25 protein-coding genes and 3 pseudogenes are annotated in these 25,339 nt (G+C 53.2%); 12 read left to right on the top strand and 16 right to left on the bottom strand.

What is annotated here, in order from left to right:
• The first annotated feature begins 82 nt into the window (after positions 1-82).
• Positions 83-1,090: a G1 family glutamic endopeptidase gene (locus tag KTE_RS39280; protein ID WP_201391580.1), complete on the top strand. Its 1,008-nt coding sequence runs from the start codon at positions 83-85 to the stop codon at positions 1,088-1,090.
• A 545-nt stretch (positions 1,091-1,635) separates the two neighbouring features.
• Here KTE_RS39280 and KTE_RS39275 read toward each other — a convergent pair.
• The gene (locus tag KTE_RS39275; protein WP_201391578.1) at positions 1,636-2,604 is read right to left on the bottom strand and encodes a YafY family protein; all 969 of its coding nucleotides are present in this window, start codon (positions 2,602-2,604) and stop codon (positions 1,636-1,638) included.
• Between the two features lie 115 nt (positions 2,605-2,719).
• On the opposite strand from KTE_RS39275, the gene KTE_RS39270 reads away from it, so the two are divergent.
• Complete coding sequence (locus tag KTE_RS39270) at positions 2,720-3,043, top strand: antibiotic biosynthesis monooxygenase (RefSeq protein WP_201391576.1); 324 nt, start codon at positions 2,720-2,722, stop codon at positions 3,041-3,043.
• Positions 3,044-3,190: 147 nt separating this feature from the next.
• Here KTE_RS39270 and KTE_RS39265 read toward each other — a convergent pair whose 3' ends face one another.
• Together KTE_RS39265 and KTE_RS39260 are read right to left on the bottom strand one after the other, a co-directional pair.
• Complete coding sequence (locus KTE_RS39265; RefSeq protein ID WP_201391574.1) at positions 3,191-4,120, bottom strand: BtrH N-terminal domain-containing protein; 930 nt, start codon at positions 4,118-4,120, stop codon at positions 3,191-3,193.
• 27 nt (positions 4,121-4,147) lie between these two features.
• Positions 4,148-4,972, bottom strand: a complete 825-nt coding sequence (locus KTE_RS39260) for a GyrI-like domain-containing protein (protein WP_201391572.1) — start codon at positions 4,970-4,972, stop codon at positions 4,148-4,150.
• Positions 4,973-5,176: 204 nt separating this feature from the next.
• Between KTE_RS39260 and KTE_RS39255 the strand changes: the two genes are divergently transcribed.
• Positions 5,177-5,728, top strand: coding sequence for an ATP-binding protein (locus KTE_RS39255; protein WP_201391570.1), 552 nt, complete (start codon positions 5,177-5,179; stop codon positions 5,726-5,728).
• 91 nt (positions 5,729-5,819) lie between these two features.
• On the opposite strand, the gene KTE_RS39250 is transcribed toward KTE_RS39255, so the two are convergent.
• From KTE_RS39250 to KTE_RS39240, 3 genes are all read right to left on the bottom strand, one after another.
• Entirely contained in the window at positions 5,820-6,755 is a 936-nt protein-coding gene (locus KTE_RS39250) for an LLM class F420-dependent oxidoreductase (RefSeq protein WP_201391568.1), read from the bottom strand.
• 386 nt (positions 6,756-7,141) lie between these two features.
• Entirely contained in the window at positions 7,142-8,656 is a 1,515-nt protein-coding gene (locus tag KTE_RS48395; protein WP_236600934.1) for a carbohydrate binding domain-containing protein, read from the bottom strand.
• A 232-nt stretch (positions 8,657-8,888) separates the two neighbouring features.
• Positions 8,889-9,194, bottom strand: a complete 306-nt coding sequence (locus KTE_RS39240) for a hypothetical protein (RefSeq protein ID WP_201391566.1) — start codon at positions 9,192-9,194, stop codon at positions 8,889-8,891.
• A gap of 140 nt (positions 9,195-9,334) precedes the next feature.
• On the opposite strand from KTE_RS39240, the gene KTE_RS39235 reads away from it, so the two are divergent.
• Positions 9,335-10,384 carry an alpha-hydroxy acid oxidase gene (locus KTE_RS39235; protein ID WP_201391564.1) on the top strand — a complete coding sequence of 350 codons (1,050 nt, stop codon included), beginning with the start codon at positions 9,335-9,337 and terminating at the stop codon, positions 10,382-10,384.
• Positions 10,385-10,424: 40 nt separating this feature from the next.
• On the opposite strand, the gene KTE_RS39230 is transcribed toward KTE_RS39235, so the two are convergent.
• Both KTE_RS39230 and KTE_RS39225 read right to left on the bottom strand, forming a co-directional pair.
• Positions 10,425-10,940, bottom strand: coding sequence for a chromate transporter (locus KTE_RS39230; protein WP_201391562.1), 516 nt, complete (start codon positions 10,938-10,940; stop codon positions 10,425-10,427).
• A gap of 2 nt (positions 10,941-10,942) precedes the next feature.
• Entirely contained in the window at positions 10,943-11,635 is a 693-nt protein-coding gene (locus tag KTE_RS39225) for a chromate transporter (RefSeq protein WP_201391561.1), read from the bottom strand.
• 322 nt (positions 11,636-11,957) lie between these two features.
• Here KTE_RS39225 and leuC point away from each other — a divergent pair.
• A pseudogene (gene leuC / locus KTE_RS50215) lies at positions 11,958-13,386 on the top strand (3-isopropylmalate dehydratase large subunit).
• A gap of 15 nt (positions 13,387-13,401) precedes the next feature.
• Positions 13,402-14,037, top strand: a pseudogene (leuD, locus tag KTE_RS39215) (3-isopropylmalate dehydratase small subunit).
• Positions 14,038-14,225: 188 nt separating this feature from the next.
• Here leuD and KTE_RS39210 read toward each other — a convergent pair.
• From KTE_RS39210 to KTE_RS39200, 3 genes are all read right to left on the bottom strand, one after another.
• The gene (locus KTE_RS39210) at positions 14,226-15,425 is read right to left on the bottom strand and encodes a sugar MFS transporter (RefSeq protein WP_201391559.1); all 1,200 of its coding nucleotides are present in this window, start codon (positions 15,423-15,425) and stop codon (positions 14,226-14,228) included.
• A 39-nt stretch (positions 15,426-15,464) separates the two neighbouring features.
• Complete coding sequence (locus KTE_RS39205) at positions 15,465-16,082, bottom strand: hypothetical protein (protein ID WP_201391557.1); 618 nt, start codon at positions 16,080-16,082, stop codon at positions 15,465-15,467.
• Positions 16,083-16,340: 258 nt separating this feature from the next.
• Complete coding sequence (locus KTE_RS39200; RefSeq protein ID WP_201391555.1) at positions 16,341-17,012, bottom strand: hypothetical protein; 672 nt, start codon at positions 17,010-17,012, stop codon at positions 16,341-16,343.
• 271 nt (positions 17,013-17,283) lie between these two features.
• On the opposite strand from KTE_RS39200, the pseudogene KTE_RS39195 reads away from it, so the two are divergent.
• The 4 genes and pseudogenes from KTE_RS39195 (at position 17,284) to KTE_RS39185 (ending at position 19,857) form a co-directional block, all read left to right on the top strand.
• Positions 17,284-17,899: pseudogene (locus tag KTE_RS39195) on the top strand (IS607 family transposase).
• Entirely contained in the window at positions 17,865-18,533 is a 669-nt protein-coding gene (locus KTE_RS48390) for a hypothetical protein (RefSeq protein WP_236600933.1), read from the top strand. The pseudogene KTE_RS39195 and the gene KTE_RS48390 overlap by 35 nt, the downstream one beginning before the upstream one ends.
• Before the next feature lie 18 nt (positions 18,534-18,551).
• Positions 18,552-19,280 (top strand): transposase, encoded by a 729-nt coding sequence (locus KTE_RS48385; RefSeq protein ID WP_236600932.1) that lies wholly within the window; start codon positions 18,552-18,554, stop codon positions 19,278-19,280.
• 112 nt (positions 19,281-19,392) lie between these two features.
• A complete protein-coding gene (locus KTE_RS39185; RefSeq protein WP_201391552.1) occupies positions 19,393-19,857 on the top strand; it encodes a macro domain-containing protein in 465 nt (154 codons plus the stop codon).
• A gap of 124 nt (positions 19,858-19,981) precedes the next feature.
• Here KTE_RS39185 and KTE_RS39180 read toward each other — a convergent pair whose 3' ends face one another.
• From KTE_RS39180 to KTE_RS39160, 5 genes are all read right to left on the bottom strand, one after another.
• Positions 19,982-20,431: a GNAT family N-acetyltransferase gene (locus KTE_RS39180; protein ID WP_201391550.1), complete on the bottom strand. Its 450-nt coding sequence runs from the start codon at positions 20,429-20,431 to the stop codon at positions 19,982-19,984.
• Positions 20,432-20,534: 103 nt separating this feature from the next.
• Positions 20,535-20,939: a VOC family protein gene (locus tag KTE_RS39175; RefSeq protein ID WP_201391548.1), complete on the bottom strand. Its 405-nt coding sequence runs from the start codon at positions 20,937-20,939 to the stop codon at positions 20,535-20,537.
• 203 nt (positions 20,940-21,142) lie between these two features.
• The gene (locus tag KTE_RS39170; protein ID WP_201391546.1) at positions 21,143-22,288 is read right to left on the bottom strand and encodes a YncE family protein; all 1,146 of its coding nucleotides are present in this window, start codon (positions 22,286-22,288) and stop codon (positions 21,143-21,145) included.
• A gap of 186 nt (positions 22,289-22,474) precedes the next feature.
• Positions 22,475-22,909, bottom strand: coding sequence for a VOC family protein (locus KTE_RS39165; protein ID WP_201391544.1), 435 nt, complete (start codon positions 22,907-22,909; stop codon positions 22,475-22,477).
• A gap of 113 nt (positions 22,910-23,022) precedes the next feature.
• Entirely contained in the window at positions 23,023-23,604 is a 582-nt protein-coding gene (locus KTE_RS39160) for a TetR/AcrR family transcriptional regulator (RefSeq protein ID WP_201391542.1), read from the bottom strand.
• 313 nt (positions 23,605-23,917) lie between these two features.
• Here KTE_RS39160 and KTE_RS39155 point away from each other — a divergent pair, with 313 nt between their 5' ends.
• Both KTE_RS39155 and KTE_RS39150 read left to right on the top strand, forming a co-directional pair.
• Entirely contained in the window at positions 23,918-24,472 is a 555-nt protein-coding gene (locus tag KTE_RS39155) for a TetR/AcrR family transcriptional regulator (RefSeq protein WP_201391540.1), read from the top strand.
• 39 nt (positions 24,473-24,511) lie between these two features.
• The gene (locus KTE_RS39150; protein ID WP_201391538.1) at positions 24,512-25,297 is read left to right on the top strand and encodes an alpha/beta fold hydrolase; all 786 of its coding nucleotides are present in this window, start codon (positions 24,512-24,514) and stop codon (positions 25,295-25,297) included.
• Positions 25,298-25,339: the final 42 nt, after the last annotated feature.

Here is a 25,339-nt window from a genome sequence, read left to right as displayed (position 1 = left end):
AAATTGAAGCGGCTTAGGCTCTTTCTTTGTTTTAGTGACAAATTTAAACGCTTAAGATCCAGAAAGGATGGGATCATTCTACATGAGTAAAGACCTTGTCTACCGAGTGCCTCTCAAGGTTTCTTGTTATTTTGCTACTGCATTGCTTCTTTTATTTATTTTTTCAACGTTGTCACCTGCTACTGCATTAGCTCATACTCATAGTATCGACGAATCACAACCTGTATGCTTGCAAGCGCCAAACAGTCTTGATCCATCAACGCTTTCTAATAGCCAACTGCAAATGTATGGCTTGCCATTGCGTCCATCAAATGCTCAATCACAAGAAAAATGGCTAAAAAATGCGAATCGGATTAAGCACGACAAGCATGTCTGCGATCCTCAAAAAGTGGTTGGTACTTTAGCTCATCACGCATCTTATAAGTACTCCAAGGCTATTACTCCTTATGTGACACAACATAGTACAGCAGCATTTGCTGGCAACTATGCCATCGGATCACGAGGCTACTATACAACCTCGAATGCCAACTGGAATTTACCTTGCATGAATACCAGTGTGCGAGATTCACGTGCAAGTATTTGGGTAGGATTGGGAGGTTTTGTTTCACCTAATCCTCTTGTTCAAGCGGGAACGGACGTTCTTGTAGACGGTAATGGTAGTGTAACTTATTACGCCTGGATCGAAGATACGGGGAGTGGATTTGATTTTGGCGAGACATTTCCATTATCTAATGGTTGTGGTACGACCATGTACGTTGAAGTTGATTCTAATTACCAAGGGTCAGATAATAATTATTACATCATTGACACAAACGGCTTAAATATTTCCAGAACTGAAAGATGGCCGCTTAGTGCAGGAGATGCAGGTGAATGTATAGTTGAACGTTCCCATGATGGAACTGGAGCTTTGATTACATTAGCTAATTTCAATTACGTTGCCTTTTCCAATTGTTATATGAACGATTCAGGCATTGGAAATTGGAATCATGACTATGATATTATGACCAATGGTGCTGGTCAGGTTATGGCAGATGTTGGACCTATTAGTAATGGTATCAACTACCACATTAATTGGCATAGACCTAATTAGAGAAAAAACTGTAAGTAGTAGCAAAAGAAGAGCTAGCTCTTCTTTTGCTGGAAAGGCTAGGCACGGTCGTGAATCTATTCTTAGGTGAGTATATCTTTGGAGATTTACGTAACTGGTCTATTTTAACGGGCATCAGTGCTGGTGTGCTTTGTGTTTGTGCAGTTATCTTTCTGTTTGTCAACCTGATACTTAAAAGATATGCTCAGTGGCAGAATATTGGCTTCTTACTTGGAGTGGCTATCAGTGCCTGGTCGCTGTTTGTTGCATATGGCGCGTATCAGCAATGGGGCGCGATGGTCCAACAAACCCCTCCACATGCCTACGCCGTTACGTCCGTCGCTTTCGCGGATGCCTATCGAGCTGGTATCGCAAGGTGCCAGATACAATGCGCTGTAAATCTTATAGCCACTATACTGATTCTGCTCGTTGCTTGCTGGTCTGCATGGTCCTCTCGCAGGCCTAGAACTGTTTCACAGTCAGCTTGATACAAAAGATAAGGTACTGATGTACGCGTCTATGCCGCCCAGGCAGCATAGACGCGTACATCAGTAGCGCATCTCCTCACTCTCTGAGTAGCTAACCAGTTTGTGGGCATGCTGGCGCAATACCTCGCATAACTCAGTTGGGCGCTGGATGGTGAAGGACATGTCCAGGCTCGCCAGTAAGCGGGCCATCCAGGGCAGATCCTCGACCTCGACGCGCAAGAGAACTCCGCCTGCTACCTCCGTAAAGAAGGCTTTTGGGATGTGTGTCTGCCGTTGGGCCTCATCTAGGGTTGCCTCCAGTCTTACCTCGATCTGCCATACCCTCGGCACTGAGGCAAGTGCCTGTTGCACCGCTTCTAGAGCGAGAAAGTTGATCCGTGGGGGAAAGGTTTCAGTAGTCATCTCGATATGCTCGATCCGGTCCAGGCGGAAGAGGCGCTCTCCCTCGCGCAAGTGGCAGTAGCCGATGGTGTACCAGAAGCCTCTGTGATAGGCGACTCCATAGGGATCAAAGTCTCGTTCCGTTACTTCCGAACGCGGCGAGCGATAGTGCAGGTGTACCCGTCGCCCTTCCTGGATCGCTGAACTGAGGACCATTACCGCCAGGCCCGAGGGTGCCTCCGATGTGGTCCCGCTCTCGAAGGCCACCGTCTGCGCGACTGCCTGGATGCGTGAGCGGGTCTCGCTCGGCAGGACGCGCTCAATCTTGGCCAGCACCCCCTCAAAAGAGGGAATACTTTTCGATAGCCCCGATTGGCGAGCCACCAGCAGCGAGAGCGTCAATGCCAGGGCTTCATCCTCAGTAAATATCAATGGGGGAAGCTTATAGCCAGCGCGCAGGCGGTAGGCTCCATAGCGACCCCGTTCAGCCTCCACAGGAATGCCCAGGTCAACCAGGGTCTCGATATAGTTGCGAACCGTGCGGATATCCACCTCCAGCCGACGCGCCAGCTCCGCGCCAGTCATGCGTCTATGCGCCTGGAGAAGTTCTAAGACCGTCAGCACGCGGGCTGTTGGGCGATAGACCAATTTCCTGCTCCTATCTCAACGCACCTTTAATTAGGAACGATTCTATCAGCTTATCAGGCTACAATCAAGCATGTAAAGGATAAATGCTATATCAGAAAGGAACAGGAAGATATATATGTATGCTGTGATGCGAAAAATCAAAGTCCAGCCACATTTGATAGACACACTGACGCAAAAGACAAAGGATATCTTTGTGCCAGTTCTCAAGAATGAGCCAGGGTTTATTGAGTTTATTGTGGTTCAGGTTGGAGAGGGTGAGGCGGTGAGTATCAGCATCTTTGAGACACAGGAGGCAGCCGAAGAAGGCAATAGAAAGGCCTTCGCATGGGCCGGGAAGCATCTCTTCCCCCTGGCTGAGGGACCAGCCGAGATAGTAGGTCTGGGCAAGCTTCTACTCTATCAGCAAAAAGAAGTTGCAGGAGAAAAGAGTGTCTCATGAAAAGCTATCATCTTGATATATGAGGATGCGGGTTGGTCGCTCTAGAGCGACCAACCCGCATCCTCATATATCAAGATGATAGCATCATTGTCCTGCTTCTGCTCATTGTTGGCTGGTCTGCATGGACTTCCCGAGCCTCAACAATGCTCAAACAAGTGCGGCGATAAACTCCTCCTCACGCTCCGCCAGGCGTTCCAGCAATTCAGGCAAGGCAGCTCGTTTGTTGGCTACGGATGCGTGCTGGAGCTGGCCATAGATCTGGCACTCTTCCCAACGGATGGCTGCGGCTGTGGGAAGCTTTTCACGAAGGAAGAAGGCGCTATCCAGGCAGCGCTGTGCCGATACTTGCCAGCTAAAGTATGGCAATGGCCCCAGGCCAATCTCTGGCCACGCCTGGAGATCGCCTGCCAGGGTACGCATAGCGGTAGGACCATAGAAGGCCGTGGGTCCACCGGGAAACAGTTCTCCTGCCTCCCACGCAACGTTCTCGCGGGCGTGGGCCAGCGTCTTTTCCCAGATCTCTTCCTCAGTTGGCGGCTTCCCCTGTGCTCCGATCTGCCATAAACCGTAGGGTTTGCCCGTGTAGATATCGCGCTGCCAGGCAGCCAGAAAGTCGCTCAACGGGAGAGGTGTAGCCACATAGCCTGCTGGATCGTGGACAATCACCGCGTCGGGCTGCAAAGCCAGCACCACAATGGCATGGTCGCTGCCATAGAGTTGGGTATGATTAGGTATGTACGTGAGATATCCCATATCGAGCATGCCAGCCACGACCGGGCCCAACTTCAGCGCGTCCTCCAGGCTGGCCAGCGCGGCAGCGTCATTCTGGGAACTCGTATAGGTGTAGCTATAATTCAAAGTACGCAGCAGGTGTTCGCCTGCGCGATGATATACATAGCCATCGACGGCAAAAAAGCTCTGCTTATCGCGAATATACACAAAACCGAATGGTTCGCCACTCACACATTCCAACCACTCAACAGGATACGTATGCCCCTGATGGGCCAGAACCATCTGTAAACTTTTTATCAGACAATAGCTCATTCGTCCCTCAAAGGGAACCAGTGGAAGTGTCATCGTAATCTCTCCTGTTTCTGGAATACGTTAGCTCACATCGCAAGCGGGCAGCAGAGGATACTGGATTTCGGTAATGTAGGACGCCGGATCGTCTGTGTGCGTTGGATTGAGGTGATAAATCTCGCGGCATGGTCCCGCTATGCGATAGCTGCTTGTCGAGAGCCAGCGATCCAGCGCGCTATAAGCGCTGCTGATGTTTCTATAATCACCGCGATAAATGACGCACGCGACCTGCTCCCCGCCCACAAGCCTTTCACAGCGGAGATCGGCCAGGGAAGGAGGCAAAGCAGTGACTGGCATGCCCACAAAAAGATCAAATCCTTCATCCAGTTGACTCTCATCATAATAGAGATGGATCAGAGGGCCACTTGAGGCTACCCCGTGTTGCTCGCAATGACGCATGACCATTTGCGCGAAAGGGCCGATCTCCGCTGTTGTCGCGACGCACTGGCGGAGACCAACCAGCGTAAGTGGCTCGGTCTGTTTGAGCGCGACATCGTACAGAGGAACACGGTCAGCGTCGGCCAGTTGCTGTGTGCGTGCAATCATGCGCTGGAGACGCGCCTGCTCATCCGCAACAAGTTGCTCCTGAGCCGCTATCCGCTGGTGCAGTAGTGCCTCAACCGTCTTCGTGTCGTAGGTTCGCAGCAACCGTGCGATCTCTTCCAGCGTAAAGCCGCAGTCTTTGAGCGCCAGAATACGCACCATATCGACCAGTTGTCCGATTTCATACAAGCGGTAGCCGCTCTCTGGATAGATCCGCGCTGGCCGCAGCACGTTCAGTGCGTCATAGTGTCGCAACGTTTTTATCGATACCTGGCTGAGACGCGCAAATTCTCCAATCTTGAGCATAATCTTCTCTTCCTCCGCTTCTAAAGAGAGCTTACATCCTCCCCTTAGGGGAGAGTCAAGGGAAAAGCGAGCCATCTTTGCGTCTTTCAGACGCGAACTGATATCTTCCTAGAAGTCATTTGTGCTCATAATATCCTATTACGCAATTTTTTGTTCATTTTATTGCTTGCTAATTTGCTCAACTAATGAAAAATCACATATGATGTGGTTAGAGAAATTACTTCAGAGTATATAGCGGGAAAGATTGATGTATGGGGACATTGTACCTGGTGTGTGGCCGCTCCCTTTTCGGGGAAGACCACCCTGGCTAAACACATTGCTGAACGCACACATAGCCACTATATTAGCCTCGATGACCTTATGAGAGAGCGCGGGCTTGATTTGTCTCAATTACAACCAGTTGAGGAATGGGAGAAGACCCATCATCAGTGTATCCAGTTGCTTCACGAGTTTATGAAGCAAGGGATAAATGTGGTGTTGGATGACACGCTTTTTCTCAAGTGGCTCCGGGATCGATATAGAAACGCGGCTCTTGAGCATCAGTATCAGGTGGAGACGGTCTATCTTGCGATTCCTCTTGCTGAACTAGAAAAGAGGAGACAACAGGTGCTGGCTACGCGGGAGAGAAATTATCTTGTTGATGAAAGTTTTTATCCAGTGATTGAGCAATTTGAGGTTCCTGATAGCGCCGAAAATACCGTTGTCTTTGATTTGAACTGTGAACTCTCAAACTGGCTGAACATGCACTTTTCTTAACCCATTATTTGCCTTTATAGGTTCACGCAAATATCTCTATGGTACGCGGCTATCTCCCCTGGAGAAGTAGCCGCGTACGCTAGTAGCGGGTTTATTTAGCGATAAACTCCTGCGCGAAGCGGTGAAGCGTTGTCAGGTCGGTCGCGCTGGGGAAATCGATAATGATTTCGTGAATGCCCAGCTCCTCCAGGGCCGCGATGCGCTGGCGAATGGTCTCGGGGCTACCCACGAGGGAGGTATCTCTGAGATTGCCCCTGGACTTTTCGGGGACCAGGGCCAGGGCCTCCTCGTCAGTATCGGCGATGGAGCAGAATGAGCCAGTCGTGTTATAGATGCTGCTATAATCGCGTCCCACCGTCTCGCAGTGCTGCTTGAGCACTCCAAGCTTGTGCTTGATGGTTGGCAGTTCGCCACTAACGTTGCAGGCGTCTCCATACTGGGCCACCAGCTTGAGCGTAACCTTCTCGCCGCCACCACCGACGAGGATGGGAGGATGTGGCTTCTGCACGCCTTTGGGTTGGTTGATCGCGCCACGCACCTGGTAAAACTTACCTTCGAAATGGGCCTCTTCCTGCTCCCACATGGCGTGAATAACCTGGAGAGCCTCACGTAGCATACGCAGGCGCTCAGGCGCGTCGGGATAGGGATAGCCATATGCCTTATACTCATGCTCATACCAGCCCGCGCCAATGCCGAAGTTCAAGCGGCCATGGCTCAGGACATCCAGCGTGCTCGCCATCTTGGCCAGCAGGGCGGGATTGCGGTAGCTATTGCAGGTCACGATCTGCCCAATGCGCACGCGCTTGGTATCGCGTGCGATAGCTGCCAGCGACATCCAACTCTCAAAGGTGACCTCCTGTGTTGGCGTAGGAACTGTGTGGAAGTGATCCACCATCCATACCGCCTCAAAGCCTGTCTCATCTGCGGCCTTCGCCACATTGGTCATTGTCTCATACGCCTCAACGGGATCTTTAATCCCTACCAGGCTCATGGTCCAACCATTGGGAAGCGAGATACCGTATTTCATGTATAGCCTCTTTCCATCGCAAAATATAGAAGTAAATCAATATAGCGGGGAGCTTCTACCTCACGTTCACCATGCCCCTCCCTCTCTGAAGCCAGCACATAACTGGCCCCTTTGATTATAGCCCAACATCAGGCCAGGGTTCAATGTCAGCAGTTATATACACAGTTTGCTTCGCTCAGCTACTTGCGTTGTCGCGAAGAGGGTGGAGGGGGCCGCGCCTCCTGTTGCGCCGTTTGCGTTGTGGGGCCAGGGATTGTGTCCTGTTACTTGTTTACGTCAGAAGAAATACAAAGTTAAAAAAGGTGTGGTGGCGGTCTGGCCCTGCCAGACCGCCACCACACCTTTTTCAGCGAGCCACGCAGTGGCGAGAATTTGCTTCCTATAGTCTAACTAAGGGCGACATCATCGACGTAGACGCTGCCCTGGGCGTACCAGCCGTGAACGTAGATGGTAGCGCTGCTCTGCGAAGCGCCGGTGGTGAAGGTCACGCTCAGGAGCGTATAGCTGCTACTGCTGGTCCAGTTGCTGGCGCCATTTTGTACCCCCAGGTAGGCATACGGCCCATCCACATAGGCACTCAGAGTGTAGGTGTGGTTGGGCTGGACGCTGATGGTCTGGTCACACTCACCTGTGGTCGAACTGCTCGGGACCATAGCCAGGGCATGTGAGCCACTGTGGACCGGGCTGCTCACCACGCTATCACCCGCCTGGCAGGTCCAGCTGGAGAGGCTGCCCGTCTCAAAGCCAGCGTTACTGACCAGGTTGCCGCCAGTTGGAGGCGTGGGAGTGGGAGTAGGCGTCTGGGTCTGGGTAGGCGTTGGCGTGGGCGTCTTTGTCTGGGTGGGAGTAGGTGTAGGTGTGCTACCGCCACCACTGCTACCGCTGGTGAAGGGCTTCCAGAGATTGGTGAAGGCGTAGGCGCTCTGTGAGATACCGCTACAGGTATCGGAGGCAGTCGTCGAACCGGCGCAGTTGCCGTTATCGCGTGGAACCTCCCAGAAGGCCAGCTCGCCAATCTTATTTGTCTGGGCGAATGAGAGCACCTGCGAGGCATTGCTCAGGCTAAAGACCTCGCCCCCAGAATCGTTCTGCCCGATCATGGGTGTGATGCCGACCATGGCCCAGAGCTGGCTGGAGCTCTTTGAGGGGAAGATGCTCTGTAGTTCGGAGTGGAGACCATTGGCCGCGTTAATGGATTCCTGCCCCATCTGACTATCGGGCGAGCCGTAGTCCATTGTCATAAGGTTGACAATGTTGAAGTTGACGCCATGCGAGACCGCGTTATTCAGCAAGCCCAGGCTATCGCTGAGCAGGCCAGTAGTCGCGGATGGGAGTGTGAACGAGATGGTCAGGCCAGGATTGGCGGCCTGTAATGCTGCCAGGGCCGTGTTGCGACGTGTATAGGTCGTTGAGTCGCCCTGCTCGCCGCCCTCGATATCGAAATCGAGATGCGTTGCATGATACTGGTTGATGACGGCCTGGTACTGTGCCTGCAAGGAACTGACCGTGCTACAGGTCTGCGCCAGTTCCTGCCCGGCCTCGCCGCCAAACGAGATGATGATATCGCCGCCCTGAGCGCGCAGGTAGCTGATATCGCTATCCAGGTTGGGCAAGTAGATACTGGTCTGATTCAGCGGGATCGTACCGGCCCAGTCAGCGTTGCAGCCATTGCCGGTAATAAAGGCCAGAGTGTAATACTTTTGTCCGGTTGCCTGGGCAACCGACTGTAGTGAGGCACCAATGGTGACATCCTGATAGGGAGCGAAATACGAAGTGGGAAAAGACGTGGCGGCATGGGCCTGACCGGCGTTGCCGGTCTGCATCAGCCCGGCTGTCACCGCGCTGGTGAGCAGTAAAAAGCCTGCCGCGAGCACAAAAAGCATCCTGCGTGAACGATTCATGCAGCTTTCCTCCTTGAAAACTTGGCAACAGCGAATGAAACAAAAGAAGGCGTTTCACGTGTTGCCCCTACAAAGGGGTTGGTGTACCAGGCGCCTGGAAGAGATCCTTTCTTCACAAAGCTGATACATACTTATAACTGTACTGTTGAAACGCGTTCTTGTCAAGACGTCTAGACCACTAGTTGTATTTTATGCCACTGGTTGGGGTAAGGATGGGAGGGCTTTCTTGGGATTAAACATCTTCCTGGGAAGAGAGCCAGAATTGCAGGCGGTCTTTCAGGCGTTGGACGTCGGCGGGGGTTAGACCGGCGCGTTGGCAGCGCTGGGCGAAGAGCTGATCATAGTCCTGGTGGGCTGCGAGAACCTGCTGGAAGGAGTCGAGCAGCACCTCTTCGTTCTGGGCGAAGGTCGCGTAGTAGCCCGCGTTGCCGCCAAGGTTGACCGCGAAACGGCGACATGCGGCCAGGATGCGCACACAGCGCTTCTCATCCTCGCGCAGGGCTGTGAGTTCTTTCATATCATCCGTATGCTCAGCCATGTTTGCTCCTCGTATTTGTGGTTTTTTATGTATTGTAACCTATGCCCGCTACTGGCGTAGCGAGCCAACTTGTATTCTTGCACTTCTAAAGGTAGAATACGAGAAATTGCTTAGTAGGGTTAAGGGGAAAATTCGGTTCTATGGCTACAAGCTACATTCAGATAGATCAATATGAAGAGGTGGCAAGAAAGACTGTTGATCCGGCCGCCTGGTGTTATGTAGAGAGTGGTAGCGGGCAGGAGCAGACGCTTCGAGGCAATCAGGTCGCGTTTGAGCATATCTGGTTGCGTCCTCGCATGCTCGTACCTATGCAGGCCCCCGATTTGAACACCACTGTGCTGGGAACTCCCATCAGTATGCCGATTGCGGCGGCTCCAGTTGGCTTTCAAAAGTTGCTGCATCCTGAAGGCGAGGCGACCTCGGCGAAGGGAGTCGGGGACGCCAGAACGCTCTATGTCGCCAGCTCCAGTGCGACCACCAGCCTGGAGGATATCGCGGTTGCTGCCAGTGGACCGCTCTGGTTTCAGCTCTACCTCTTTGAACCGCGCTCCCTCTCGGAAGAGCTTGTACGGCGCGCTGAGCAGGCAAGCTACCAGGCAATTGTAGTAACCGTCGATACGCCCTTCTATGGGAGGAAAGAGCGCTTCTGGCGCCAGGGCTATAGCATGCCAGGGCATATCCGGAAGGCCAACTTTGAGCCAGGAGTGGACCCGATGGTCAGTAGTACCTTCGATTGGGGCCTCTTCGATTGGCTTCGCTCGCTGACAGATCTCCCTCTGGTGGTCAAAGGGATACTCACAGCAGAGGACGCGCGCAGGGCTGTTGATTGTGGCGTTGCGGGCATCGTCGTCTCGAATCATGGAGGACGCCAGCTAGACGGCGCCCTCCCCAGCGTCATGGCGCTCCCAGAGGTGGTGGAGGCCGTTGCGGGTCGAGCCGAGGTCTACCTGGACGGTGGCATTCGCAGCGGAACAGATGCCTTTAAAGCCCTCGCTCTGGGAGCCAGAGCTGTCTTTGTGGGCCGCCCGATGCTGTGGGGCCTGGCCGTCGATGGTGCGCAGGGCGTGACGCAAGTCTTCGATATCCTACGCGAGGAGCTGGAGTATGCCATGGTCCTCTCCGGATGCCCAACGGTAGAACATATCGACACGTCGTTCGTAGAGTCCGCTACCGGCATACGCGGCTACTGAACCCACTAGCAGTAGCCGCGTATGCCGGTAGCGGACTCTTTTAGCGGAGGCCATAGAGGAGGTAGCCTACTCCCATTGCCAGAAGCAGGGTCAGGAACGACCCGATGCGGCGGTTCATACAGAGAGCGCAGGCTGCCAGACAAATCAGGACGCTTCCAATATCGATGGTCCGTCCATCCAGAATAGACCATGCTGCGCTCAGCAGGATGCCAATCGAGACCAGTGAGAGGCTGCGGATAACCGCCTGCGCCCAGGCCTGGTGTTCAATGCGGTGGTATGCCGCTTCCAATGGAAGAATGAGTAGCGGGGGAAGTAGCAGTGAGAGTAGCGCCAGACATGCTCCAGGGAGGCCATATGTCAGGTAGCCCAGGCTGACCGTCCAGAGACCATTGGAGCCGGGACTAAATTGTCCAATTGCCAGCGCCTCACCAAAGTCGGCTTCTCTCGCCCACCCCTTACTCAGCAGATCGCGATGCAAACTGGCAAGGTTGCCCACCGAGCCGAAAGAGAAGAGCGATGCTTTGAGGAAAAGCAGAAAATAAATGATAGGATTCATCTCTATTGCCTCCTTTGGGCTGCTGCTTGTCTTGGAGCAAGCCAGGCGCGCAGGGGAAGAAAAAATCCGACACTCAACAGGGCCGCGCCCAGCATAACCAGTACGACGTCTATATGCCAGAAGATCAATGCGCTGGTGCTGCTTAGAATGATGACCAGGCATTCAATGAGGCTCAAGCCATCGGTCTTATAGCTCTTCTTTACCAGTGGTTGGGCAAACTTAATCGATAAGGTAAGCATAATTCCAGCCGTAGCTGGAATAACCCCCTGAAGCATGGCCTGCACTGCTGGCAGGTTCTGTACAGACTTAAAACCGGCAGAAAAGAGCAGTGTAATGAGCGCGCTGGGTATAAGTAGCCCGGCGAATGCAGCGATGACATTCTTCCATCCGCCGATCTTGCGAAACATTAGAATCATTGTCGCGAACATGACGATACCCGGTGAAATCTGACTTAAGCTCCAGTAGCGACTATACTCCTCTTCCGTGGCCCATTTCATCTGCTCTACGCATTTGCGCTGAATCAATAACAACGTCGCCGATCCCCCACCAAACGACATGACACCAATTTTGAACCAGGTAGTGAATACAACCCAGAAGGATGGTTTATTAAGGGACTGCTTCAGAGTCGTCTGCTGCTCGCTTTCTAGAGCGCGTATAGATGCCTTCTCTTCTGTATCAGACATTTGTGGATGCATAAGACAATCTCCTATCACGTAGCTTGCCAGGTATAAAGAGCTGAATAGGAAAAACTTGCACGTATTTCATTTGTTCATGAGTATAGCTTGTGCCAGATGATATGTCTAATACTTATTTATTTAAATTTTGATAACAAAAAAGCATCACTACCGGAGAAAAAAGCTGGATAGCTGATGCCTTTAGATTATCAAGTTTTTACAAAATAAGTATTAGACATATCACTTGCTGATGGTTATACTGCTTGTAAAGGCTGACTTGCCTGTGTTACAGAATTCAGTAACACATATGTCTTGTCATCATGTTGTGAAAGGGACAGTTTCTATGCCACAAGCAACGAGAACACAAACGATGTTTGAGAAGATCTGGCAATCTCACGTGGTACGCGAAATTGAGGGTCAGGGATCGCTTCTGTATATTGATCGCCATCTTATCCACGAGGTTACATCACCACAGCCGTTCGCGGCTTTGAAAGTGGCGGGGCGTAGTGTGCGCCGACCCGATCTGACCTTTGGTATGATTGACCATAGTATTCCCACGACTCCTGTTCGCGCCTATGGTCGTCGTAGCCAGGTCCCCATTCTGGATAAGCAGGCGGCAGTCCAGGTCGAGATGATGGATCGTAACGCGCGCGCTGCTGGTGTGCAGTTCTTCTCGGTCGACGATCCGCGCAATGGTATTGTTCACGTGGCCGCACCAGAGCAGGGAGTGATACTACCAGGAACGACCGTTGTATGTGGCGATAGCCATACCGCGACGCTGGGAGCCTTCGGCCTGCTCGCCTTTGGTGTTGGAACGAGCGAGGTTGAACATGTACTGGTGAGCCAGTGCCTCTGGCAGGTCAAGCCAAAGACGATGGAGGTTCGCATCGAGGGAAGCCTGCCGTCTGGCTGCTCGGCGAAGGACCTGGCGCTCTTCATCATTGGCTCAATCGGCGCCAATGGTGGTACCGGGCATTGCATCGAATTTACTGGTTCGGTCATCCGCTCGCTCTCAATGGAGGGACGCATGACGTTGTGCAATATGGCGATTGAAGCTGGAGCCAGGACCGCCATAATCGCGCCAGATGAGACGACCTTTGCCTATCTGAACGGGCGCCCCTTTGCTCCCCCAGGGTGAGGCATGGGACCGGGCTGTGGCATCCTGGGAAGCACTGGCGACAGATGAGGGCGCGCATTTTGATCGCGTTGTGATTCTGCAAGCGGATGCGATCTCGCCGCAGGTGACATGGGGAACCTCGCCCATGATGGTCGCCCCTGTCACGGGTCAGGTTCCCGCGCCTGAAAACTTCGCTGACGAGCCTGCCGCGCGCCGCGCTCTAGCCTATATGGGACTGGAATCCGGAACGCCGATGAGTGAAATTCGCCTGGATCGTGTCTTCATCGGCAGTTGTACCAATAGCCGTATCGAGGATTTACGCCTGGCTGCCTCTTTCGTAAGAGGCAAGCATGTCGCGGCAGGCGTCAAAGCCATAGTTGTGCCAGGCAGCGGATTGATCAAACAGCAGGCGGAAGCAGAGGGCCTGGACCATATCTTTGTAGAATCCGGCTTCGATTGGCGTGAGCCGGGATGCAGCATGTGTGTGGGTATGAATGGTGATCGCCTTGCCGAGGGCGAGCGCTGTGCCAGCACCTCGAACCGCAACTTCGAGGGGCGGCAGGGAATGGGAGGCCGCACGCATCTCGTTAGTCCAGCGATGGCTGCCGCTGCCGCTATCGCCGGCCACTTTGTAGATATTCGTACCTGGGAGTAGAAAAGGAGTATCTGTATGGAGGCTTTTACACAGCATCAAGGTATTGTAATGCCGCTGGATCGGGAGAATGTGGATACCGATGGCATCATTCCGGCGAGCTATCTGAAAATGGTTACCCGGACAGGTTATGCTGAGGGGCTCTTTACCAACTGGCGCTATTTGGGCAAGACGAGGGAGCCTGATCCTACCTTTGTGTTAAATATGCCGCGTTACCGAGAGGCAACCGTTATTCTGTCGCGCACCAACTTTGGTTGTGGCTCGTCGCGTGAGCATGCGCCCTAGGCCTTGTATGAGTATGGTTTTCGGGCGATCATTGCTGTTGGTTTTGCTGATATCTTCTATAACAACTGCTTTAATGTTGGTATTTTGCCCGTAATTCTGCCAGAGAACGTGATTCAGTCGCTTTTTGACGCGGTTGAGGCTACGCCGGGCTATGCCCTGACCATTGATCTGCCTTTACAGCGTGTTGTCACACCAGATGAGCAGGTATACTCCTTCGACATCAATCCCTTTAGAAAAGATGTGCTCATGCAAGGGTTGGACGCTGTTGCGCGCACATTACGTTTTCAGGAAGACATCGCAGCCTTTGAGGCGAGTCGCAAAGAGAGCACGCCCTGGTACGAGACCACTATCGCAAGCATAGGGAGATAGCTCATGCATAAAAACACTATTACGTGGTTGGGACACGCAACGTTCCAGTTTATAACGGTGCGTTGAAGTCATCGAGATAGCACCCGGTCAAAACCATCACCATCAATGGCTGATGAGGCGACATTGGCCCGCTACAGGCGTACGCGGCTACTGACCTAGAGTAGCCGCATACGCCTGTAGCGGGCTTGTTATGCGAGCGAAGCTATATGTCTCGCCAAAACGCGCCAGAGGATAATCATCGCCAGAGTCAGAAGGATGATAAAGGGCATGAGCGTCCAGATACCCACAGCCTGGGCCAGCAGGCCAGCTAGCCAGGGGAAGACGCCCAGGCCGATAATGCTGACGCTAATCAGGAGGCTGATCGCGCTTGCCGCCAGATGGGCGGGAACCAACTTGGGCATGATGGCAACCGTGAGAGGATAGAGCGGTGCCACACCCAGCCCCATAAGGCAGAAGGCCAGAGCCGCGCTAATGCCCGAGGGCACAAGCCAGGCCAGGAGCGCGCTGAGCACGATACAGATCAGGCAGATATAAACAAGAACGGTTGAGCTAATCCCCATGCGTTCGGCCTGGCGCTGTAAGAAGAAGCGTCCTAGCGTCAAACCCAGCCAGTAGCCACTCACGATCCAGCCCGCGATAAGCGGACTCTGAGCGCGCTCATTGAGCAGGAAGGTGTAGCCCCAGCTGCCCGCGCAGGTCTCCACACCGACATAGACGAGCAGGAAGAGTGTCGCGATCCAGACCACAGGGAGTTTGAGCGTCGCGCCAAAAATGCCCTCTTTCCTGGCTGGCTCGTCTCTCTGAGTATCCTGAATGTTCGCAGGCACGCTAAAGAGTGGACCCAGGCCGAGCGCGAGGGGCAGGCAGAGTACGACGAGGAAGAGATACGCGATATTCCAGTCCCAGAGGAGCGTCAGGAGCGCGCTGACGAGCAGGGGACCAAGTAGTGATCCCACGCCAAAAAAAGCGTGCAGGTTGTTCAGGAGCGTCTCCTGCCTGGGCTGTGTACTGATATAGATATTAAAGCCTGTTTCGATGATGCCCGCGCCCAGGCCAATGCAGAGGCGAGCCGCGAAGAGCCAGAGAAAGGGCAGGCGCAGGCCAAAGCCTGCGAAACCGAGGATAAAGATGGCTGTCCCCATGAGCAAGAGCCAGCGCAGCCCAAACTTCTCAATGAGCAGGCCACTACTTAAGGACGAGAGGAAATAGGCGAATGGCGAGACGAGCAAGAGCAGGCCAATCGTGGCGTCTCCCACATGATAGTACGCGCCCAGGCTGGGCAGGATGGGACCGCTTACACCGCTACTGATGCCCACAAGCATAAAACCAAAGAAAGATAACCAGATCGAGAAGCGCCGAGAGGAGGGTACGGATACAGCGTTTTGCATGCTAAAGCTTTCTTTTGATTGCAATAAGAAATACCCTGGCTATGCGTTGGGCTGGAAGGAGTCGAGCACCGTATCGAAGAGGCCATCATACCCGCCTGAGCCCTCGCATACCACAAGTTTATAGAGGCTGGCCTGGTCCTGCCCATAGGCGATATCGTAGTAGAGTACCTTGCCATCCCTGGAGACCTGAACGCGCGTCGTCCACCAGGAGATGTTATTGAACGTCTGCTGCTTGATGGCGCCAGGGCTGGCCGCCTGTTTAACCAGTGTATCCTCTTGCAGACTATTTTTCAATGAGTCGCTGATGGGCATTCCCGCAAGCTTCTCCGCGTCAATCGTCGTTTCCTGGTTGTTGGTGGCCGTGAGCAGCACAGTGGCGTCGCTCTCCTGTGTTTTGTTCCAGTTGGCGGGATAATTGAAGGCGAAATAGCTGTTGTGATAATTCTGTGTACCACCATCGGCCAGCGCCTTACCCTGAGGCGTTGGGGTCGGCGTGGGCGCGCTGTTAGTGGTTGGTGTAGGGGTTAGGCTGATTGTAGCACTTGTGGGGACCAGTGTTGGTGTTGGTGTGGCCGTGGCTGAGATACTATTGTTCTCTCCACAGGCGACCAGCAGCAGGATAAGCAGGGAGAGAGCGAGACCGAATAGAAGATGCAAAGGCAAAGCTTTTTTCATAGTGATCATACTCCGAAATTAGCTGATTCAGGATTTTGTATTGTTTGGTAGTAAGAGATGCCAGCTAAATAGAGTAACGCACGTGAATGCGACAAAAGCACGCTTAGATCGGCCATATACTAAGAGATTTCAAAAAGAGCACAGCTCGACGCTGCTGAAGCACGCGTCTACATATAAAGGTCCTTTATATGTAGACGCGTGCTTCAGCAGCGTCGGGCCAACAGCCAGGAAGCGACAGTTTTACCCGCGCAGGCTTTCGTCTGATCCGGTGTTAGCGGCGGGACGGCGACGCAGCGCGACGACCGCTGTTCCCAATCCAATGATTCCTATCAGAGCGCCCAGTGAGCCAACGAGGACGCCAGTATTCTTCGCGCCCTGAATCTGAGCTTGCAGATCGTTATTGCCTTGCTGGGATGTTGTGTCCTGGCTGGCGGGATAGGAAGCGATATGCTCCACCTCGCTGAAAGTATTGGGGCCGCTGGTGAACTTCTCATCGATCTTCTGTCCATTGAGGGTCCCGGTGAAATGGAAAGTGTAATCGCCGGTCTTGGTCGGAATGAAATCGGCGGTATACTTGCCGGGCGCGCCATCGACCGGTGTCAGGGTAAGGGCCAGGGGGGCGGAGCCACCTGTACTTACCTCGGCCTTCAAGCTCTTATCCGCATCATTAAGCGGATTGGAGACGGGGCCGTCATCGCCGCCACCCGCGATTTGGCAAGTCTTGCCATTACAGAGGGTTAGCGAGATTGCGTTCTGGGTATTCGCATAGGCTGGCTCGTTGAGAAAGCCCACGATGAAGGTGTAGTTGCCCACATGGCGTACCTCGTGTGCCGAGGCCGAAGACAGGGGAATAAGTGCCAGCAGGAGCGCTGCCAGCACACCCAGACTGCTTATAATCAAGCGCTTGCGCATAAAATGTAGCTGCCTTTCACCGATCTACTCTTGCTATCTTGCCAACTGAATGGAAAGTATTATGCATCATCGGCGTAGAAAAAACATGCCGAATGCACCATATAGTGTAGAAGAGCCGCTCGCTCCTGTCTATTAGGAGAAATCCCTATTTTTTAGTCAGATGACCTTACATAATTTATTGGGTGGCTTGACGCAGGTAATGTATTGAAAACGTTCGCTCGATTAATAGACAGCTATAGACAAACAATGTCATGTATGCTAAAATAGCAGTATGAAATTGATCGAGTACGCGAGGCGCCAGGGCATCAGCTATCGTACCGCTTGGAGATGGTACAAAGCAGGCAAAATCCAGGGCCAACAAATGGATACCGGTACTATTCTGGTGACAGAAGCATTGCCAGAGAGAGAGAGAGAGACCTGCCTCTTCTAACGTCGCGGTGTACACGCGGGTGTCTTCCTCAGAAAACAAAACGAACCTGGACAGCCAGGCAGAGCGGCTGGTCGCCTACTGTACGATCCGTGGCTATCATGTCAGCAAGGTGGTCAAAGAAATTGGCTCCGGTGTCAATGATCATCGACCAAAGTTTCTGGCGCTCCTGGCTGATCCATCCATAGGCCGCATTGTCGTTGAACACAAAGATCGAGCCACACGCTTTGGCTTTCGCTACATCGAGACGTTGCTGCGTACCTACGGGCGAGAGATCGAGGTGGTCAATCAGGCAGAGAACACCACCGAAGACGTGCTTGCTGATCTGACTAGCATCGTCTACTCCTTCTGTGCCAGATTGTACGGTCAACGTCGAGCGAAACAGAAAACCGAGAAAATTGTTCAGGTATTGGAACAGGGAAGCCATGAAGAGGCGCAAGAAGCGAGCAAAACAAGGTGAGCCGCAGCGCGTCACCAAAGCGGTCACGCATATCCCCTTGCAAGCCACCAATGCGAGCAAGCTCAGCGCGCTCGACCACCTTGGGCAGGTCTATCTTGCGCTGTGTCAGCAGTATGTCACGCTCTTCTGTACGAACGAGTTTCCCGATAGCTTTCGCGCTCCTTGCTTCCCGACCCAGCTCTCTGAACGGTGGCAACGTGTTGCCATGCAACAAGCAGCAGGCATCGCCAAATCGTGGCGCAGCAATCGAGCCAATGCCTATCACGATTACCTTGATGCGCTGGCAGAATACCAGGAGCAGGAAGCTGAGGGCACCCTTCAAGCAGAAGCGAAGGAACCTCACTGGCGTGAGTGGAATGTCCCGATCCTTGAGCAAACCTGCATTCAAGCCAATGCGAATGTGGTCAAGCTCGAAGTCGCGCAGGACTCAACGTTTGATTATTGGCTTACGATAAGCACGCTTGCATTTCGGAAGCCACTGTTGGTTCCCGTCAAGTTGGCTGACTACCACCTTGAGACCCTCACCGATCCAAAAACAGGCAAGTGCCGCCCAATCAACGGGAGTGTGGTGCTCAATAAACGAGATGGAACCTGGTGGCTCACCCTCTCGTATGATGAGATGGTCATGATTTAGACGCCTCCCGATGGGCCCGTGGTTGGCATTGATGTAGGCATTGCGAACTTTCTTACGACCTCTGATGGCCGGCACTATGGCACCTTCAATGGCAAATTGCGCGAACGGCACAAGCGAGATCGAGAGAAACGCCGCCGCAAAGCCAAACTCAGAAAATGCCTGGAAAAGAAGGGGGTGCCAAAGGAGAAACTGCCTTCGACGTCAAGCGCGACGGGTCAACGCCTGATTCGTCATGTGCGACAAGAGATCAATCGAGCAGTGAATCTCTGCTTTGTGGAACACGAAGGCTGCCGGTTTGCCTATGAGCAGCTTTCTGTTGCTTCCATGCGTCACAAAGCACGCGCCATGAACGCCTACATGCGGGCATCCAACTTAGGCCATGTTCCCCATCAGATTGCCTGGAATGCCACCAAACGAGGCGTTGCCGCAACCAAGGTCAAGAGCGCGTACTCTTCACAGGAATGTTCTGTGTGCCACTTCGTGGACCGCAAAAATAGGCCCAATCAGCAGACGTTCTGCTGTCGGGTGTGTGGTCACACAGCACATGCTGATATAAATGCCTCTAGGAACCTTGCCTCGCGTCTGAATGACAAGGAATTACGTGCCTGCCAGAACCGGCAGGAAGTCAAAGCATTGCTCATGAGAAGACACGAGCAGTGGAAGCAGAAATGTAGGTTCCTCGTAGTGGAACCTCCCGTCCAGTTGGGTCTTTGGGCACGCTCAGAGACGTCAACGGACGTAGGTTAAAGCGAGTTTTGTAGGCATTGCAATACATGTCCATAAAATGAGCAACTATATATGAGTTAACTGTTCTCTGGACAAGCTTGTTGGATCTCTTGGGAAGGAATGAGACGGTAGAATGGCACAACCTATACAGTATATCGTCGATGGCGATCTATTTCGGGCGAGAGAGCAGGTCATTGTCAATCCCGTCAACTGCGGGGGTATCATGGGGGCGGGGCTGGCGTTGCTTTTCAAGCAGCGCTACTCTAAGATGTTCCGGGCTTATCAGCAGCAATGCGAGAGTGGAGAGCTGAAGATTGGCCAGCCGCGACTCTACACTGAGAGCCAGCCCTGGATCTTGAACTTTCCCACCAAGGATCACTATCGCCAGCCCTCGCGCCTCATCTATATCCAGCAAGGTCTCGATTATCTTATAGCCAATTATCAACATCAGGGTATTGAGAGCATTGCCTTCCCTAAACTTGGCTGCGGCAAGGGTGGTCTTTCCTGGGAGGAGGTTGGTCCCGTGATGGCGCAATCACTGGGTAGTTTGTCTATCCCCACTACGATCTACATTGATAAGGGAGATCAGGAGTATTAACAGTAGCCGCGTACGCCAGTAGCGGGCCCGCTACTGGCGTACGCGGCTACTACGCCCCCACCCCCTCGCAGAAAGAGTGGCACGTCCTGGCGTTTATGTCCGCCCAACGTTGAGCTTCGCTGCTTTATACATAGCTTTTGCGGTGTGTCAGACCGAGGTCACGGAAGCCGTAGCGGCGGTAGAAGCTGGCGGAGTGCTCGGTGGAGGAGACCTCCAGGCGCGCGCGTGGGTAGAGGGCGTGGCACGCGTCCAGCAGGCTGCTTCCCACACCGCGACCACGCCACTGCTCCGCGATGAGGAGTTCGAAAATATAGGTTGAGATGTGCTTATCGCTCCAGGCGCGCACGAAGCCGATTACCTCGCCGTCCGTTTCGGCGACGAGCGTGGGCCAGGAGTTGTGCCAGCCTGCCAGCGCGTCCTCTGGTCGCCGGTTTGGTGTTGGCCATCCCTCGGTCTCAGAGAGGCGTTGAATGTCCGCAAAATCCTGCTCCTGCCAGGCCCGAATCGCTATACCTTCTGGGAGGTTTAGCTGTTCGAGGGCGTGTTCCAGTTCGTTTATATGGTGCGATGTCATTATCTTTCCTCTTGAGGCATCTTTTGCATAGAAGTGTTTTTAATATAACATAGTCCGTGCTGTATGAGCGAGGCTTGCTTCTGGCAAGCCTCGCTCATACAGCCTACCCCTGACGTTTGCCGCCCAGGGGAAAGCGGTCCCAGGGATTCTGGTTAGCTGTAATGCGGTAACCATCGGGATCGGCGAAGACGAAGGTGCGCCCAAAGGGACCATCGAAGGGCGGCTTGATAATGGTGGTGCCCTCCGCGTGTAGCCTGCCCCAAAGCTCATCAACGTTGTCGCAGTCAATCCAGAGAGCAATTCCCAGTCCGGGCTGAGGCGTTTCGTCCAGGTTTGCCGTTGCCTGGCTTATGGCGAAGGGGATAGTGCTGGATTCGAAGAGGACCACACCAGGTGCGGTGAAGTTCGTATCTTCGGTTAGGCCCAGGAGCTCAAGATAGAATGTGCGTGAGATTGCGAGGTCGCGAACCTGTAAGTTGAGAAAGTCTGGTCCGAGTAGTTTGCCCATGAGTATACCTTTCCTTCAAAGCTATATGCGATGTATTAGCCAACATCTGCGATTTCTCTTCTTACAAGGAGTATAACCAATGAGCGTGACAACGGTATGTCAGCAGCAAAATAATTTTTTGCTAATGGCCAACGGGTTGTATAAACAGGGACGAAACAGGGACGACATCGCGTCTTCCCACTCTCTATCAGGCTTCGGTACTACTACTGCCCGTAGATCACGATGCCCAGTCCCTGCTGAGGTACATAGATCTTGCCTGTCGTAGGACTGGCGGTCACGGTATGCGATTTATCTGTGAGCGCGATCTGCTGTATCAACTGCCCATCCGCTTTGGTAATGGCCAGCGTGGCCGAGTCTGTGCTTAACTCATTGCTATTGGCGAAGAAGAAATGTTCATGGGTGTAGGCGACGAAATCACCGCTATCAGTATTGGGAACCAGGACGGTCTTCCCGGTCTTTAGATCCAGGATCTGAGAGTTGCCTGTGCTACAAGCCAGCCCAAGCTGCGCATGAGCGCCCATCGCCAGGCCATTGGGATTACAGACATAGGGAAGTGAATACTCGCGTCGACGCGTGGTCTTCTTCGTTGACGTATCATGTTGTAGCACGTAGACTGCGCCATAGGGATGCGTCGAAGCTCCCGTGACTGAGAGAAAGAAGCGCCCATCCGCGAACTCGATATCATCCAGGCCGCGTGTATCATCTGTGGTTGCGGCCTCAGGAAAGGTCAGGCGTGTCATGGGAAACTCCTTCTGGCTCACCTTACTGGTATCGATGAAGGAGACCACGGGAATCTCGTCATTGCCATTGACCACCGCCAGCAGGTGATCGTCCTCGTCGAAAGCCATCGCATCCGCGCGTAGCTCACCCAATTTGGGTGTAATACCCACGACCTGCTTCGTCTGTGTGCTGAGGAAAACCACTGTGCCATCACCATTGGAGGCCGCCAACAGGTCTGGAGCCACGCGAAGCACATGGTTGGGGCCATTCTTATTATGCTCCTCGCCTGTGAAGGGACCCGGAATACTGTAGAGAAAGGTATTCGTCTTTAGATCGAGCACATCGATGCTCTTATTGTCGCGGTCGGCGAGATAATAGCGCGACTCGGCCTCGTCGAGATAGGCCCCATCAAAGACCAGCGAAGATGCATTGGGGAGCGCAATTGAGCTTATCTGCTTGTAATTGCCTGCCCTATGCGCGACGACTTTGGGAAGGGTCGGCTGAACCGTGCTAATGGCCCGTGAGAGGATAAAGAAGTGCGAGAGACAGAGTAGAGCGAGTAGCCCAAGAATGGACAGGAATATAACCACGGTAAGGACCTTGCTGCCCTTTAAATACTGTGCTTGCATTAGTTGAAAGCTCTCTTTACTAAAGTAAAAGATATCTTGCTTTCAGCATAATGAGCCAGGCAATAAAGCGACATCAATAAGCTTTTGTAAGATTGTAGGGTCCATGCAAGCATGGACTGAGCGCGCTGGAGATACGATTGATCTGCGAGCATGAGTCCATGCTTGCATGGACCCTACAAAATATGATTAAGAGTGAGCAGATGTTGTCCAGCTGTTGTCGGCGGCGGCGTGGGGCGAGTCTGGGGCGATCTGCATGAGCTCGATGCGGTTGCCATCGGGATCGGTCAGCCAGTACTGCCAGTTATTGTCCATGCCACGGGTCGGCTCGCCGCTGATGGGAAGGCCGCGAGCCTCCAGCTCTTTGAGTGTTGTTGCCATATCCTCAACAAGGAGGCAGAAATGGTTGTAACCAACCTGGGAGGACTTGTTCTCGCCAGTCGCACCCGGAAAGAGTTCAATAAAGTGCCCAGGGGCGATCTGGAGGTAGACGATCCAGGGCGAGGGTGTCCCCTCGCGGTCCAGGCGGAAGGCCTCGCGTAGGCCCAGCTTATGGCAATAGAAGTCCAGTGAGCGTTCCAGGTTACTAATATTGAAGGCAATATGGCCTATTCCTTTAATCATGACACTCCTCATTTCTTTTCTGTATTGATTATCTTTAAAGTATGGCTTTGTGTGCTAAAGAATGTCAAGTAAATATAGGCGAAAATATGACCCGCCACAACCCCTTCTCTTCCTCACCCAATCCCGAGGGCGTGGCAGACGAAGCGGGCGGTCTCCTCGATGTAGTGCTCAGTGGGGATGGGCACGTTGTAGATGTAGCATTGCACAGCAGCATAGTAGACCGTGCCTACAATGAGGGTGGCCGTGATTGTGGGATCAATGCCTGAATTGATGGTGCCCTGGGACTGCTCGTAGCGTAGCAGGTCCGAGATCAGGCGATGATAGGGCGAGAAGACAAACTCGTGTTCCGAGGCGGACTCCACGAGGCGCGCCAGGGCAAGGACATCGCGATAGACACTTAGGATGTTGAAGGTGTCTGTAATGCTTTTCTCGATCTTCTGTTTCAATAGTCCAGGCTCGGCGAAGGCGCTGGTCAGCGCGGTCTGGACCTCGCTCTGCATCTCGATTGTGAGGGTCTTGACAATCGAGGCCTTGGATGGGAAATACCAGTAAAAGGTTCCCTGAGCCACGCCCGCCCTCGCCACGATCTCCGAGATTTTTGTCGCTTCATAGCCCTTCTCCGCCATGATCTCGCGCGAGACTTTAAGTAGTTCTGCGCGGCGGTCCACCCTGGTGTTTTTCGCGTTCTGGTGCATATCTTCTTAATCCCCTGGCTGCATAGAAATCTTGATGAGCGCTTTTTTAGCATAGCACACCATAGGCTTAAAAGTACATTATTTTTCTTTGTTAAATTTGAATAAAATTCAGAATTGAATTTAGTTCAAACTTATGTTATGCTCGTGACGAAGAAAGCTCTGCCTGATACCTGGATGCCCAGGAACAGAACTCCACTCTCTGGCCCGATTTCTCCTTCGTGTTCCATCTCAAGACACGCAAATTCGATCAGAGAGATTACAAATGCGTGTAAAAGAAGGGGATTGAGAAAAGAACATGAAGGGAATCAGCCTGGTGCCAAAGAGAGTTCCACGACGTCAGCGTCTGATTGAGATTGGGCTAGACCTATTTGGACATCGATCATATGAAGAGATCTCCATCGATGATATCGCGGCCGCCGCTGATATCTCGAAGGGGCTGCTCTACTACTACTTTCCTACCAAGCATGACTTTTACGTAGCGGTCGTAGAGCACGCGGCGCAGGGGATGCTGCAAGAGACGGAGCCTGATCTTGATCTGGAGCCAGCGCAGCGCCTACGTAGCAGCCTACACGCCTACTTTAGCTATGTTGATCGGCACGCCAAGGCCTATGTGGCCCTGCTCAGAGGTGGCGTTGGCGTCGACGTCAAGGTCGCAGCCATTACCGATAGTGTGCGCCAGTCCTACATCCAGCGCATTATGGAGAATATTATTAGCGAACGCCCGCTGACACCCAGGCAGCGCATCGCCATCAATGGTTGGGTCGGCTTTGTCGAGGCCACCAGCATCTCCTGGCTCAACCAGCGCGATATCGACCTGGACGAACTCTGCGACCTGGCCGTTGCCGCCTTCGCCACCATCTTTCAATGATTATTTGTATAAATCAATAGGGTAAGGAGGTATGAGACATTGAAGCTTGCAAGACATGTTATGACGCTCGATGAAGAGCGGATGCACTACTCAGTGGTGGGCCAGGGCGAGCCGCTGGTCCTGGTGCATGGCCTCTCTGGCTCGTGGCGCTGGTGGCTGCGCAATGTGCCTACTCTGGCGCAGCATTATCGTGTCTACCTCGTGGATCTCCCAGGCTTTGGGAGTATGCGGCATTTATCGAAGAAGTTTGATTTGTTGCGGTGTGCCGCGTGGCTGGATATGTGGATGAAGGAGCTTGGACTGGAGGAGGTGCGCCTGGTTGGGCATTCCATGGGCGGCTATATCTGCATGGAACTGGCGGCCCTGCGCCCGGAGAAGGTCAAGCACCTGGTGCTGGTTGACTCTATTGGCATCCCCTTTGGACCAATGGTAAGCCAGTTGGAGGCGATGGCCATGCGCTCTATTTACCGGACCACCCCGGCTTTCTGGCCCTATATGGCCTACGACTATTTACGCGCCGGGCGCGCCATGGTGCAGCGCGCGGCTGAGCAGATTATCTCCCTGGATGCCGCCTCCGTTATCTCTTCTGTCGCAGCCCCAACGCTCCTGGTCTGGGGCGACCAAGATGACTTGGTCCCGCTCTCGCTAGGTCAGCAGCTCCATGCTAACCTTACTGGCTCGCGCCTGTTGATCCTTGAAGGCTCCAATCACTTTAGCATGTTCGACCAACCACGGGTTTTTAATAGCGCGTTGCTGGCCTTCTTCCAAGGGGAGGAGATCGGAGACTTCTATCAAGGGCAGAGTGGGGACATCTCTCTATTATAGGCGCGCGATAAATCGGGTGCCTATGTGATTGAAGATAGAAAG

It is taken from the genome of Ktedonobacter sp. SOSP1-85, from assembly GCF_016587415.1.
In the GTDB taxonomy this organism is placed as follows: Bacteria; Chloroflexota; Ktedonobacteria; order Ktedonobacterales; family Ktedonobacteraceae; genus Ktedonobacter.
This window is presented reverse-complemented; position numbering and strand designations above follow the sequence as displayed.

Bases quoted from the DNA above. Each gene is read 5' to 3' on its own strand.
- KTE_RS39160 (WP_201391542.1), bottom strand. From the start codon at position 23,604: ATGCACCAGAACGCGAAAAACACCAGGGTGGACCGCCGCGCAGAACTA.
- KTE_RS48390 (WP_236600933.1), top strand. From the start codon at position 17,865: ATGAAGAGGCGCAAGAAGCGAGCAAAACAAGGTGAGCCGCAGCGCGTC.
- KTE_RS48395 (WP_236600934.1), bottom strand. From the start codon at position 8,656: ATGAATCGTTCACGCAGGATGCTTTTTGTGCTCGCGGCAGGCTTTTTA.
- KTE_RS39250 (WP_201391568.1), bottom strand. From the start codon at position 6,755: ATGAAATACGGTATCTCGCTTCCCAATGGTTGGACCATGAGCCTGGTA.
- KTE_RS39235 (WP_201391564.1), top strand. From the start codon at position 9,335: ATGGCTACAAGCTACATTCAGATAGATCAATATGAAGAGGTGGCAAGA.
- KTE_RS39180 (WP_201391550.1), bottom strand. From the start codon at position 20,431: ATGACATCGCACCATATAAACGAACTGGAACACGCCCTCGAACAGCTA.
- KTE_RS39210 (WP_201391559.1), bottom strand. From the start codon at position 15,425: ATGCAAAACGCTGTATCCGTACCCTCCTCTCGGCGCTTCTCGATCTGG.
- KTE_RS39240 (WP_201391566.1), bottom strand. From the start codon at position 9,194: ATGGCTGAGCATACGGATGATATGAAAGAACTCACAGCCCTGCGCGAG.
- KTE_RS39260 (WP_201391572.1), bottom strand. From the start codon at position 4,972: ATGCTCAAGATTGGAGAATTTGCGCGTCTCAGCCAGGTATCGATAAAA.
- KTE_RS39265 (WP_201391574.1), bottom strand. From the start codon at position 4,120: ATGACACTTCCACTGGTTCCCTTTGAGGGACGAATGAGCTATTGTCTG.
- KTE_RS39185 (WP_201391552.1), top strand. From the start codon at position 19,393: ATGGCACAACCTATACAGTATATCGTCGATGGCGATCTATTTCGGGCG.
- KTE_RS39165 (WP_201391544.1), bottom strand. From the start codon at position 22,909: ATGATTAAAGGAATAGGCCATATTGCCTTCAATATTAGTAACCTGGAA.
- KTE_RS39175 (WP_201391548.1), bottom strand. From the start codon at position 20,939: ATGGGCAAACTACTCGGACCAGACTTTCTCAACTTACAGGTTCGCGAC.
- KTE_RS39270 (WP_201391576.1), top strand. From the start codon at position 2,720: ATGTATGCTGTGATGCGAAAAATCAAAGTCCAGCCACATTTGATAGAC.
- KTE_RS39280 (WP_201391580.1), top strand. From the start codon at position 83: ATGAGTAAAGACCTTGTCTACCGAGTGCCTCTCAAGGTTTCTTGTTAT.
- KTE_RS39200 (WP_201391555.1), bottom strand. From the start codon at position 17,012: ATGCGCAAGCGCTTGATTATAAGCAGTCTGGGTGTGCTGGCAGCGCTC.
- KTE_RS39170 (WP_201391546.1), bottom strand. From the start codon at position 22,288: ATGCAAGCACAGTATTTAAAGGGCAGCAAGGTCCTTACCGTGGTTATA.
- KTE_RS39230 (WP_201391562.1), bottom strand. From the start codon at position 10,940: ATGAATCCTATCATTTATTTTCTGCTTTTCCTCAAAGCATCGCTCTTC.
- KTE_RS39225 (WP_201391561.1), bottom strand. From the start codon at position 11,635: ATGCATCCACAAATGTCTGATACAGAAGAGAAGGCATCTATACGCGCT.